The following is a 12,313-nucleotide window of genomic DNA, read 5'->3' as shown; positions in this document are numbered from 1 at the left end:
TGGCGTTGATCACAGCCAGACGCGCAGTAAAATCCAGTCGCGCAAGTTGTTATAGAGCACTTGCCAGATGGGTCGCCGGGTGTCGCCAACCAGCAGCAGTCCGGTCAGGCCGGGCCGCAGCCCGTCGATGTCTGCATTGAACGTCGCCTTGGCTGTCGCGCTGGGGACGTCAGCCGTCACATCAATTGCGGGCGAGACTGACGCAACCGTCGCGGCATAGGTGACCGTTGGATCGAAGTCCGGGCGAAACTGACCTGCGTCTCCTGCTCCCACCTTGCCGATGTCAGCTTCCAGAATGGTCAGCGTCAGAGCAACGTCGGCGGGGTCGGAAATCTCCAACAGGGGATCGCCCTGGCGCACGGTGGTCCCAATGCGTTGCTTCAGATCGCCCAGAACAGAGATGCCATCAATCTGCGCCGTGATTTTGGCGCTGGCTTTGCGTGCTTCAAGAAGGTCAATGCGGGAGTTGAACTGCGCAACCGCAAGCTCTGCGTTCCGCAGGGATGCGGCGTTGGCGTTCAGCCGCGCGGTCTCCTGTTCAATGACAGCCGCTGCGCGTTCAGAGCGGAGGCCGGTCAGCTCAATATCGATCTCTTGCGTGTCAAGGATCACGATGGTCTGGCCTGCGCGCAGGGGGACACCTTCTTCGACGTCGATGCGCTGAATAACGGTGGTGAAGGGGGCCGTGACGATCCGCTTGTTGACCGCTTCGGTTGTTGCATTGATCCGGACGCCATCTGGGATGGGGATCAGCCCGATGCCAACTACCGCCAAGGCGAAAGCGGCATAGCGGTTCAGTTTCGCCAACGATCTGCGCGGGGCTTGTCCATGGTCGGCTTGCGCAAACAGGGCGGCGGTCAGCGGCAACAGGGCAGGCGCGCGCGTTGGTTTTTCCAGCAACAGCGCCAGCCCGTCTTCCCGACCGGGAATGGCCGCGAAGCTGCGCGCCCGAGCAGAAAGCGATTGCCGTGCTGTTTCCTGCAACTGCCCCCTTAGCTTGTCAGGGAGCAGCGCGCGTTTGGTAAACTTGTCCTGACCGGAGATCGTGAGGTCCTTCAAATCGCCGCCGCGCCATATCCCGGCTGCCGCATAGTCAGCGCCGGATATCCGCGCAAGCCTGTCGACCATCGGCTGAAGCCGCGCGGCGTCCCCGCTTGCAATCTTGTTAATGTCCCGTGTCAGTGCAGCCTGTTCCACCATGTCCGGATTGCGGAACTGGGCGAAGGAGAGATGCGAAAGGGTGGTGACGCGTTCATAGGCCACGCTTTGCGCACCGGGCCCGCCGGAGGGCAGGGTGAGCGCCAATATCGCGGTACTGCTGTCTGGCATGGCGATGTCTGCGATCAGCAACCCGTCCGCAAACCGCGCGCGGGGGATGTCTGTTGGGGGGGCTGTGGGCGGCTCTGCGGTCAGGGCTTTGCTGAGGGTTTCAAACGCGGGCGCGTTTCCGATGCTGGCAAACAGGGCTGCGTCCTCCTCCCCGCGCGGGCGGGACCAGAGGGAGACGCTGCGAGAAGTCGTCAGGGCAGCAACCAATTCCACCAGACGCTGGGGGAAGGGGGGGGCGGAAAGATACGGGGAAAAGCACGCGGCGATTGCATCATTCAAATCGCGGGTTTGCGTCTGCGGCGGAGGAGCAGATGTGGGGGACTCGTCTTCGGCCATGTCAGCGACGCCGAAGCTCAATGGTGGTGCCGGCAAAGATCCGACGGTCCGGATTGTCCATCTCAAGACGGACACGGACGCTGCGGCTGGCGGGATCAATACGCGGATCAACAGCGGCGACGGTCAGTTCCAGACTGGACTGCTCAGCGCCTGCCAGATTGGCGGAGACCCTGTCCCCGACCTTCAGGCTTTGCGCCCAGTCCACAGGCAGAAAGGCCGTGGCGCTGAGCCGGGCGAGGTTGCCAAACTCAAGTATCGTCTCATCGGTATCAACGATTGCGCCGGGTTCTGCGATGATCTGCAAAACGGTGCCGTTGAACGGTGCCTGCATGATGAATTCGGACAGCGTTGCCTCTTCCAGAGCCAGTTGTGCGCCCAGTCGGGTTGCGGTTTCTGCTGCGATCTGGGCGTCAGCGCGGGCCAGCGAAAGGGCCTGTTCGGCTTGCCGCACTTCCCACGGCTGTGCTGCCCCGCGCGCACGCGCCTTGGTGATGCGCGCCAATAGCTCTGTCGCCTGTTCGACGACAATATCTGCACGATCTGTCGGACCCGCAGCAGCTGCGGCGATCTTGGCCAATGCAACCCGCGCTTCCTGCACGCGGGCATCCATTGCAGCCAGCACTGCGCCCTTCGCCAGACCATCGCCTTCGGCAACATCCAGCATCGCCAGTCGGCCAGGCACGGAGGGTTTCAGCTCAATCACCTGAACCGGTTCCAGAATGGCGGAGACATTTTGTGCAAGGGTGGCCGTAGACCACCCCAGATGGGCCAGTATCACCCATCCCAACACCCGCATCACAGGGCAGATCCAAACGATGAGAAGTTGGTCAGCGACAGGTGGTGCGCCGCATAGATGTTCAGCACACCACGGCGCGCCAGACCTGCCAGCACATCATCCGGCAAGGCACGCAGTTTTTCCTCAGAGATGACCCGGAACCCGTCCACCTTGAGGGTCTTTTCGCCGCGCGAAACTGTGACGGTCGAGTCTTCGATCAGATCAAATTTGATTGCTTCCTCCATCGCGAGCCGCGTGCGTTGGGTGGCGATGTCATAGCGGTTGCAGAAATCCATCACGTTCTTGAGCAACGTTCCGGGTTGTCCGTCCTCCTCAAACAGCGCGCGGTCTGGTGCCCCTTTCGTATCGAAAATGACGGAGGACAGGTCCGCACAGAGGATATTGCGATCAGAGGTGTTGGATTCCCTGACGTATGCGAAAGGATAGCGCCGCAGGTAGGCCGGGATATAGGCCCCCTTGGCCCAGTGTCCGTCAGCATCCACATGATCGTTTCGCCCGGTTTCAAACCCGACCAGAGCAACGGGCGTTGGCACATCTCCTCCGGCCAGAACAATGGGGTAGTTGCGCATGGCCGGGGCGAATTCGTCCGTGGTGACGGGGATCGCGTTGACCATATTGGCAAAAGCGTAGTCGCGTTCAGGAGACAGGTAGGTCCCGCTTTGCCGCTCTGCTGTCAGGGGCACCAATGTCTTGTAGAGCATTGGCAAACGATCTGGCTGAAGCTCCTTATCGGCTTTTGAAACGGCGCGTCTTTTGACCATGATACTCTTCTTTTTTGTTACTGCTGCTCAAGGGGTAGTCGATCTTGCAGGGCCCGCGCGACGCTTAACCAGGCACGTGCTGCGAGCGAGGAGCGTGGCATTTCAAGGCGCCCGACAAGAGCGCTGCCGTGGGTCAGGTCGAACGCGCAGGTTGCCTCCCGGTCTGGCACGTCAGCCTTGAGATATATTAGGCCATTCCGGGCGATGAGAGAAGTCAGTTCACCCCTGATTTGTGCAGGAAAGCTGCATGCCGGGCGGATCACCGCGCGCACCTGAATTTGCGTGCCTTGCGCAATCATCATGTCACGCCGGAGGCGCGATTGATCGAGCCGGAACAGCAGATGTGGCGGCGCAGCGGTTGAGATTGCGCCAAGCCTATCATTGGCCGCCGGTCGGACCCATGACCCGCCAAGCCAGCGCGCCTGCATCGGGGTCCAGATGTCAGAAGTGGCGGCACCGTCTGTGAACAATGCCAACTTCGCGCGGCGCGCTTCCAACTGGGCTTTGGCATCCGTATTGGCGTCGATTTCAGAAGCCAGACGTGCCTGTTCCTGCGCGGAAGCAAAGCTGGCGCGCTTGAGATTTTCTAACATCAGCCCTTGCAGGTTGGTATGGGCGATGCGCTGATCAAGCTCCGGGTTTTCCAGCCGCCATCCGGCACTGTCATGCAGCAGTTGTCCTGCTTCGGTCGCTTCGGCAAAACGGGTGTCATACAGCATCATCTGCCCCTGCATCAGCATCCTGCCGGGCAAAGGGATAAACAGTGCAGCCACAATCGTTGCAATCGCACCGCCCGCCAGCAGTGTTTTGAGCGGTCTTGCACCGGACTTGCGCACAAAACGCGCGGTGTTGATCAAAGGCCGCACCACAAGCGTTATCAGAACAACAGCGGCAGCAACCGGGGCAATGCGCGGGTCGATCTGGTAGAAGATCCAGAAGATACCCGTAAAGATCGTCCAGCGGTAGGCATAGGACATAAGCCAATAGATCAGTTCCGATCTGCGCTGGCGGGGCAGGTCCGCACCCAGCAAGCGGGCGGCCGTGCTGCGCGCCGCCATCGCTGCGCGCGCCGCAAGGTTGGGGCGACGCAGGTAATCGGTCAGCATGAAATATCCATCCAGCTTGATCGCCGGGTTCAGATTGAACAGCAGTGCCAGCGCACCGGCGACAATCACAACCTGCAGGATCACAGTTTGCACAAGGCCGGTCTGTGTCTCTGCCCAGATGAAAGTCAGGGCGGCCATGGCCCAGGTTTCGAAATAGATACCCCCGGCACCAATCATCACCCGGCGACCTGTGGATTTCAGGCGCCATGCGCCGGTCACATCCGTGAACGGGAAGGGGGACATCGCAAAGATGCAGATGCCCACACGGATTGGTCCGGGTTCCACCCCTTCCTGAATGCACATCTGCCTGTAGGCCAGTGCATGGCCCAGTTCGTGCACAATTTTCAGCCCGACAAAAAACGCAGCAAAGATTGCCCATTGCTGCCAACTGGCTTCCAACACCTGCGCCATCGTCAGCGCAACCTTGTCCCGGTTGCTGAGGAGTTCGAACGCCATGCCCAACATAAGCACGCCCCAGATGGCATACCCGAGAGGGGAATAGGCAAAGCGGCCAAGGCCCCGCAGCCTGTGGGTCAGGCGTTGAATGTCGAGTATGTCCCAACGAACGGTCACCAGCTTGTTTTCCAGCGGTGCCACCGGTGCGGCGTCCGACACGTGGGTTTCTCCGGGATTGGTGATCAACCCGTTCTCAAACAGTTTCTTCAGCAGCGGGCCGACCTGCGTGGGCGGCATGCCCACCTGCACAAGGGCTGCGGCAACCTGCTGGGTGTCCTTCAGAGCGGTAAAAAATTCCACCGTCACCCGGTTGGCGAGAAAGAACTTGCCGGTGGCTTCATTGCAGATGACATACTCCGGCTCTGCCCCGGCGTGGGGCGTGACATCGGTGATTGTCACAAAGGCGGGCACCTTGAGCTCCCGATAGCCATCTATGGTGACGTCATTGTTCTGCATTGAGCGCGATCATCTAGAAGTGGCGTTGATGCAGGCTACACCCAAAGGGGCCAGGATGGAATGTGAGAGCGCCTGGAGTGGCAAGGTTTGTCCTAGGCCCAGGACCCCTTAATCTCGCACCGCTGGTTTGACAGATTTTTCTCGTGACAAGGCACGTGCGCGCGGGAACTCTTGTTGAATTTCAATCGGATGTAAGGCAGCTTACGGGGAAATTCCGTCAAATCCCCTCTCACACATGCCCTGCATGTGTTGCCGGGCAAGGAAAGGACGACAAAACCGCTTCATTTCAATGGCGTGAGCCATTTGCAATGAACCCGTTCGTCGTTGCATGCCTCAAACCATTGAACTTTTGCGGTTTTGACGCCAGCGGTACGAGATTAAGGGGTCTTGGGCCTAAGCTGCCGTAGTGTTGTTTCGGGCCGAAATCAGGCGCTGACGTTGGCAAGCCACGGGACCCTTTGTAGCGCCTCTGCGTGGGCCTCCGCCTGACTGGCATAGACGTTGCCTGCGTGGTGGCCAATGCTGTACCAGCCGCGTGGATCTTCGGGATCGCGGCGGAAATGGTCAAATCCGTAGCTGCCGTCCGGCCGACGGAACAGATCAACACATGTGGTGCCATCAGGTGCGTTGATCGACTGCATGACTTTGTTTTTATGGGCCATTTCGCTCTGCCATTTGCCTTTACTGATCAAGGCTATCATCAGAAACCGCAGGTGCACAGTCGGAACATTCTGGACAACAGGGCCGAAAGGGCCACAGTTTAGGTGGGAAAAGGGGATGCCAAAATGACCGAAACACTCGCGCAGAATTACGACAAGGCAGGCTATCACGCCAAGCAGACCCATGGCGCACGCCCCGCTTTGGTGCTGGTGGATTTCGCGCAGGCCTATTTTGACCCGGATGCCCCGCTTTATGGCGGTGAGGGCTGTGTCGCTGCGCGGGATCATGCGATTGCCTTGGCGCAAGGCGCGCGGACCGCGGGGGTGCCGGTGATCTTCACGGAAGTGAAGTATCAACCCGGAGGCAGTGATGGCGGGGCGTTCTATGCCAAGGTCCCGGCGCTGTCGTGCTTCGATGCGGGGCGCGACACGCAGAAACTGGTGGAGGGGTTAACCGTCGAGCCCGGTGACCTGATGATCACCAAGCAATACCCCAGCGCGTTTTTTGGCACATCATTGGCGGCGACGTTGCAGTTTCACAAGATAGACACGCTGGTGATTGGCGGGCTGACCACGTCGGGTTGCGTGCGGGCGACCTGCATCGACAGCATCTCATCCGGTTTTGTGACGTTGATCGCGGAGGAAGCCTGCGGGGACCGCGCGGCGGGACCGCACGAGGCGAACCTGTTTGATATGAGTGCAAAATACGCCGACTTGATCTCGACCAAGGATGCGGTGGCGTATTTTCAGTCCTGTGCTGCTACATGATCCTTGGCTTTTCGCCGCGATCATCCCGCGCGGCATCGGGATCCTCGTCCTGCCACAGACGCGCGATATAGCGCGCGCCGGTGATGCCGTTGGAGGCGTCCGAGGCCAGCCAAAGGGCAGGCGCACGCATAATGTCCGGGGGCAACAGATTGCCGTCCGCGCCTTTCTTGTCAGGTGCCGGGGGCAACAGATCAGTGTCGGTGGCGCCTCCGGGCAACAGGACGTTCACATCGACACCGGTGCCCGCCAGATCGGCGGCCCAGACCCGGCTTGCGGCTTCCAGAAAGGCTTTGCTTGGGCCGTAGGGCGCATAGCCTGTGCGCACCATCGTCTGGTATGAAGTCGAGATGTTGATGATCTTGCCAAACCCTTGTGCCAGCATTTGCGGCACTGCGGCACGCGCCATGTGGAAAGGGCCGTTGATGTTGGCGTTGACGATGTCGCGCCAGGCGTTGCTGTCGGCTTCCCAGAACTTGGTCGGTGTGGTGTTGAAGGTCTCCGAGATCATCCGCATGCCAAGACCTGCGTTGTTAATCAAGACGTCAAGCCGCCCAAAGGACCTCACCGCAGTCGCCACCGCTTCAGCAGCAGCAGCGGGCGACGTCACGTCTGCCGCGATACTCACCGCGTCGTTTCCCAGATCACGGCATGTGGCCGACAAGGCGTCCGACGGGCCCGCCCCGGTGATGACCACCCGCGCCCCGGCGCCTGCGAGGGCCAGTGCCATTTCACGGCCCAGTCCCCGTGACCCGCCAGTGATCAGCACAACGCGACCATTCACAGAGGGGTGATTCATAGCATTTCTTTCCTGCCGTTGATCCATCAGGCAAACCTTTCCTTGCGCCTTAACCTGAATGCCGAGGCAGATTTGTCCAGACAAATTTTTCTTGACGCTGCCCCCTTCGCATTTACCGTTAGAGCGCGCAGCGCAAGAGGGGGCAGGGATGAGCATTGAGAAACGTGTATTGATTGCAGGGGCAGGGCCGGTTGGGCTGGTCGCTGCGGTGTCCTTGATCGAAGAAGGCATTCCGGTCACGGTGCTCGAAGCTTCTGCGGATTTGGCAGTGGACCTACGGGCCTCGACGTTCCATCCACCGACCGTCGATTTTCTTGACCGCCTCGGCCTCGCTGACGGGTTGATCGCGCGTGGGATCAAATGTCCGCTGTGGCAGTTCCGCGACCGCAAGGAAGGAGAAGTTGCTACTTTTGATCTGGGGTTGCTGGCCAATGAAACAGCGCACCCCTACCGCCTTCAGGCGGAGCAATGGAAGTTGACTGAAGCCGCCCGCGCGCGGCTGGAAGCGGAGGCTGACGCAGAGCTTATTACCGATATTGTGGTCGAGGAGGTGACGCAGGATGCCGATGCGGTCACCGTCACAGCGCGGCGAAAAACCGGGGAGGTGGAGACCTTTCGCACGCCCTATCTGATCGGCGCAGACGGTGCCCGCTCAACCGTACGCAAATCCACGGGCGTCGCCTTTCCCGGCCTGACGATCCCGGAAATCTTCCTCTCTCTCTCTACCCCTTTCCGGTACGATCTGGCAATAGAGGGGCTTGCGGACATCAGCTACATTTCTGATCCCGAAGAGTGGCTGGTGCTGCTGCGCACACCAACCCTGTGGCGTGTGTTGTTCCCGACTGACCCCAACCTGAGCGATGAGTCGATCCTTGATCCGGCCCGGATCGAGGCGCGCATGCAGGCGCTGTTGCCCGGTGAACCCTATGAGATCGCTCATAAAACCGCCTACCGTGTGCACGAGCGGGTCGCGGAGCATTATGTCCACGGGCGCATATTCCTTGCGGGGGATGCGGCGCATCTGAACAACCCATTGGGGGGGATGGGTATGAACGGTGGCATCCACGATGCGGTCAACCTGTCTGAGAAACTGGCGCAGGTCTGGCGGGGCGCGCCGATTGATCTCATGGGGCGCTATGAACGCCAGCGGCGCAAGGTTGCCATTGAAACGGTGCAGGCGCAGGCGCTGCGCAACCGCGCGGTCTTGAATGAAACCGATCCGGAGAAGCGCCGCGCCTATCACGATGACTTGCGCGCAACGGTGGATGACAGGGACAAACATCTGGCCTATGTCTTGCGCTCGTCCATGATCCAGTCCCTTCGCGATCTGGAGGATGTGTCCTGACGCAAAGGATCTGAGATGGAAGACCTTAAGCGTTCTGCCAAGACGCCGCGCTACGTTGAGATTTTCGAAGCCCTGCGCGCGGACATCGGCTCGGGTGTCTTTGCGGTGGGCACGCTGTTGCCGAGCGAAGCGCGGTTGTGCGCGCGTTTCAATGTCTCGCGGTTCACCGTGCGCGAAGCGCTGCGGCGTTTGCAGACGGAAGGTATGGTCTCAAGAACCCAAGGCGCGGGCAGTCGGGTGCTGCGCGACACACCGTCGGGCGTTTTTGTGCAGAACTATCGCTCGGTCTCTGACCTGTCGCAGTACGCGGCGGAAACAGATCTCGAAGTACTCAAAGTTGAAGAGACGATCCTGTGCGCAGATGTCGCCGGACGCATAGGGCAGAGCGAGGGGGAGACCTGGGTCTTGCTGCGCAGTTTGCGGCGCACGCCCGAAGCCGCACCTCTTGCCATGGTGGAAAGCTACGTGCCGCTGCGTTTCAAGGCAATCGCGCCGGGATTGGCTGACAGTGCTGGGCCGATCTATGCCGGATTGGCCAGAGCCGCGGGGGAAGAGATCGAACGGGTGGATCAGGAAACACAGGCGCTGCCTGCGCCCTATCACGTGGCTGACGCCCTGGGCGTTGCCGAGGGGGCGCCAGTGCTGCGCATTCTCAGGCGCTATGCAAGCAAATCCGGGTTGTTGATCGCGTCGTTCAACTGGCATCACGGCGGGGATCGCTACATTCACCGCACCCGCATCATGCTGGAGCGGGAATAAGTCTCAGACTTCGGCCCATTTCCTGTCGAACGCCCAGACGTCTTCGAAGCCCATCAGCTTGCTGAATTCGCCAAAGTCTTCGAGGTTGGTCGCGGAGACATCGCCAGTGTCGGCCAAAGCGCCATAGGCGTCTTTCAAGGCTTGACCCACGGCGAGAAAACCAAGGGCCGGGTGAATGCCGATGGCAAAGCCCAGCTTGGCCAGTTCCGCCGAGGGCAGAATTGGTGTGCGTCCTCCCGATACCATGTTGGCAAGGGTCGGCTTGCCGATGCGGTCGTTGATTGCCTGCATCTCTTCCACGGTTTCGGGCGCTTCGATGAATACGACATCGGCACCGGCCTTCTCAAAGGCTTCGCCCCGGCGCAGCGCTTCGTCCAGCCCAAGGCTGGTGCGGCTGTCAGTGCGGGCGATGATCAGGAAATCCGAACTGGCGCGGCTGTCGCTCGCCACTTTAATCTTGGAGACCATGTCTTCCAGCGGCACAACCCGTCTGCCGGGTGTGTGGCCGCATTTCTTGGGGTATTCCTGATCCTCGATCTGGATCGCTGTCACACCTGCCGCCTCATATCCCCGAACAGTGTGGCGGACATTGAGAAGCCCCCCATAACCGGTATCCGCATCCGCGATCACGGGTGTATCTGACCCTTCAACAATGCGCCGCACCCGCGTTTCCATGTCTGTGTAGGTCATAATGCCTGCATCCGGCAGCCCCATGTGTGAGGCCGCAATGCCGTAGCCTGTGACATAGAGGGCGGGAAACCCCATCCGGTCTGCAACAAGGGTGGAGATCATGTCGAACACGCCCGGCGCAGAGATGAATTCCCCGGCTTCGATCATCTGTTTCAGTTTCGGATCGGCCATTTCTCTCTCCCAAATCATGTGCGGCGCGGGGCCGGAATTTCTCATTTGAATAGAGCGTGATCCGGTGGCAGGTCAATAATTTGTCCAGACAAATTCTTGACGGATCGAAAAATGCGATATCTAAATTGAGAGAGAATGCGGGAAGGGGAGGCGAAGCGATGTCCAAAGACGCACGCGGCTGGCGATGCAAATTCGCCGTTGTTGCCCCCTCAACCAACACCATTGTGCAGCCTGACATGGACGATTTTCGCGTGCCCGGCGTGACCAATCACTTCGGTCGCATCTATGTGCCGAATATGAAAGTCGGCAACGACGAGGAATTCGTGGCGCTGGTCGAGGCGATTGGCGCCACGCTCTATGATGCGGTGGATCGGTGCAGCACGTCTGAACCTGACTATCTGATCATGGGCATGTCGGCCCTGATGTTCTGGGATGGGCGCGGGCCATCGGAAAAGCGGATGCAGGAATTGTCGGATCACTGTGGGCTAGAGGTCTCTGCCGGGTCGTTTGCCTGTGAAGCGGCGTTGAACCTGACAGGGGCCAAGCGCATTGCGGTGATCTCTCCTTACTTTCCGATCTCGGACAAGAACGTGACGCTGTTCTTTCAGGACTGTGGGTTCGACGTGGTCCGCTTTCGTGGGCTGAAATGCCCCAGCCCGGTCGCGATTGCGCAGGTGCAGGAGGATACGTTGCGCGCCCATGTGGCAGAGATGGATGGCGATGATGTCGATGCCTTTGTGCAGGTCGGCACGAACCTGAGCATGTGCAGCCTGTGTACGGAGCTGGAAGCGGAGTACGGCAAACCCTTCATCGCGATCAACGCCGCGACCTACTGGCATGCGATGCGGGCCATGGGGATCAAGGATCAGTTTTCGGGCCACGGCCCATTGTTCGAAAAACACTAAATAAAAATAGGGAGTTACAACACATGAAAATGAAGCATCTGATGGGTCTGACCCTGTCTCTTACGCTGGGCGCGACTGCTGTTGCGGCTGAACTTGCCGCGCTTGGATCAACCGCGCGTGGTGGTACGAGCCAGATTGGCCGGACGCTGGCTGCGGCGATTTCCGAGGTGGGCGATATGCAAATGCGGCCGCAGGAACTGGCCAATACCGCTGATTACATCCCGCTGGTCAACGCCGGGGAGATTGAGTTTGGCATCGCCAACGTGGTGCAGCTGACCTACGCGGTGAACGGCACGGGCATGTCCGAAGGGCGTCCAAACGAGAACCTGCAAATGGTCGCCACGCTCATGCCCTTCCGCAGCGCCTATATCGTGCGCAAGGACAGCGACATCAAAAGCCTCGAAGACCTCAAGGGCAAGCGCGTCCCGGTTTTCGCGGACAGGGCGCTGGGGGACTATGTTACCCGTGGGTATTTTGCGAATGCTGACATGAGCCTTGACGAAGTGGACGGCGTCGCCGTGCCGAACTTCCCGCGCATGTGGTCAAGCTTTGCCGAAGGGTCAGCGGATGTGGCGATTGTCGTCGTGGGAGCGGGCAACAGCCGCGAATATGACGCCTCCTTCGGTATTCGCTATCTGTCCTTTGACGACAGCCCCGAAGCGCTGGAGCGGATGCGCACCTACCTTCCTCAGAACTACTTGCAGGAAATGCCAGCAGGCAGTGTGCCGGGCATTGACGCGCCGACAAACGTGAATGTCTTTGACTACACGTTCTTTGCGGGCGCGGATGTGTCCGAGGAGATGGTCTACAACGCCGTCAAAGCGCTGTGGGAAAAGGAAGCGGATCTGCTTGCGGGTGGTCCTTTCTGGAATGGCTTCGCCAAGGAAGCCATGGGCAAGCAGGTCGGCCTGACCTATCACCCCGGTGCCATCAAGTTCTACAAAGAGATGGGCGTCTGGGCTGAGTAACCGGACGCATAA

At 59.9% G+C, this 12,313-nt stretch carries 12 protein-coding genes; 5 read left to right on the top strand and 7 right to left on the bottom strand.

What is annotated here, in order from left to right; all coding sequences use genetic code 11:
- Positions 1–9: 9 nt before the first annotated feature.
- From Q1A91_RS01830 to Q1A91_RS01810, 5 genes are all read right to left on the bottom strand, one after another.
- On the bottom strand, positions 10–1,665 hold the full coding sequence (locus tag Q1A91_RS01830; RefSeq protein WP_299872002.1) for an HlyD family efflux transporter periplasmic adaptor subunit: 1,656 nt from the start codon (positions 1,663–1,665) through the stop codon (positions 10–12).
- Between the two features lies 1 nt (position 1,666).
- Positions 1,667–2,461 carry an efflux RND transporter periplasmic adaptor subunit gene (locus Q1A91_RS01825; RefSeq protein WP_299872000.1) on the bottom strand — a complete coding sequence of 265 codons (795 nt, stop codon included), beginning with the start codon at positions 2,459–2,461 and terminating at the stop codon, positions 1,667–1,669.
- Positions 2,461–3,222: a SapC family protein gene (locus Q1A91_RS01820; RefSeq protein ID WP_299871997.1), complete on the bottom strand. Its 762-nt coding sequence runs from the start codon at positions 3,220–3,222 to the stop codon at positions 2,461–2,463. The genes Q1A91_RS01825 and Q1A91_RS01820 overlap by 1 nt, the downstream gene beginning before the upstream one ends.
- Positions 3,223–3,239: 17 nt before the next feature.
- Entirely contained in the window at positions 3,240–5,240 is a 2,001-nt protein-coding gene (locus Q1A91_RS01815; RefSeq protein WP_299871994.1) for a hypothetical protein, read from the bottom strand.
- Positions 5,241–5,665: 425 nt separating this feature from the next.
- The gene (locus tag Q1A91_RS01810; RefSeq protein WP_299871991.1) at positions 5,666–5,902 is read right to left on the bottom strand and encodes a hypothetical protein; all 237 of its coding nucleotides are present in this window, start codon (positions 5,900–5,902) and stop codon (positions 5,666–5,668) included.
- A gap of 123 nt (positions 5,903–6,025) precedes the next feature.
- Here Q1A91_RS01810 and Q1A91_RS01805 point away from each other — a divergent pair, with 123 nt between their 5' ends.
- Positions 6,026–6,667 (top strand): isochorismatase family protein, encoded by a 642-nt coding sequence (locus Q1A91_RS01805; RefSeq protein WP_299871988.1) that lies wholly within the window; start codon positions 6,026–6,028, stop codon positions 6,665–6,667.
- Here Q1A91_RS01805 and Q1A91_RS01800 read toward each other — a convergent pair.
- Positions 6,660–7,463: an SDR family NAD(P)-dependent oxidoreductase gene (locus Q1A91_RS01800; protein WP_299871985.1), complete on the bottom strand. Its 804-nt coding sequence runs from the start codon at positions 7,461–7,463 to the stop codon at positions 6,660–6,662. The genes Q1A91_RS01805 and Q1A91_RS01800 overlap by 8 nt on opposite strands.
- 148 nt (positions 7,464–7,611) lie before the next feature.
- Between Q1A91_RS01800 and Q1A91_RS01795 the strand changes: the two genes are divergently transcribed.
- Positions 7,612–8,808 carry an FAD-dependent monooxygenase gene (locus tag Q1A91_RS01795; protein ID WP_299871981.1) on the top strand — a complete coding sequence of 399 codons (1,197 nt, stop codon included), beginning with the start codon at positions 7,612–7,614 and terminating at the stop codon, positions 8,806–8,808.
- Positions 8,809–8,823: 15 nt separating this feature from the next.
- The gene (locus tag Q1A91_RS01790) at positions 8,824–9,567 is read left to right on the top strand and encodes a GntR family transcriptional regulator (RefSeq protein ID WP_299871978.1); all 744 of its coding nucleotides are present in this window, start codon (positions 8,824–8,826) and stop codon (positions 9,565–9,567) included.
- A gap of 3 nt (positions 9,568–9,570) precedes the next feature.
- Here Q1A91_RS01790 and Q1A91_RS01785 read toward each other — a convergent pair whose 3' ends face one another.
- Positions 9,571–10,428, bottom strand: coding sequence for an isocitrate lyase/PEP mutase family protein (locus tag Q1A91_RS01785; RefSeq protein ID WP_299871970.1), 858 nt, complete (start codon positions 10,426–10,428; stop codon positions 9,571–9,573).
- A 158-nt stretch (positions 10,429–10,586) separates the two neighbouring features.
- On the opposite strand from Q1A91_RS01785, the gene Q1A91_RS01780 reads away from it, so the two are divergent.
- Together Q1A91_RS01780 and Q1A91_RS01775 are read left to right on the top strand one after the other, a co-directional pair.
- Positions 10,587–11,333, top strand: coding sequence for an arylmalonate decarboxylase (locus tag Q1A91_RS01780; protein ID WP_299871967.1), 747 nt, complete (start codon positions 10,587–10,589; stop codon positions 11,331–11,333).
- A 23-nt stretch (positions 11,334–11,356) separates the two neighbouring features.
- On the top strand, positions 11,357–12,301 hold the full coding sequence (locus Q1A91_RS01775; protein ID WP_299871965.1) for a TAXI family TRAP transporter solute-binding subunit: 945 nt from the start codon (positions 11,357–11,359) through the stop codon (positions 12,299–12,301).
- The last annotated feature ends 12 nt before the right edge of the window (positions 12,302–12,313 follow it).

This window comes from uncultured Sulfitobacter sp. (assembly GCF_947500075.1).
GTDB lineage: Bacteria > Pseudomonadota > Alphaproteobacteria > Rhodobacterales > Rhodobacteraceae > Sulfitobacter.
The sequence above is the reverse complement of the archived record's forward strand: the minus strand, read 5'-3'. Positions and strand labels throughout refer to the sequence as shown.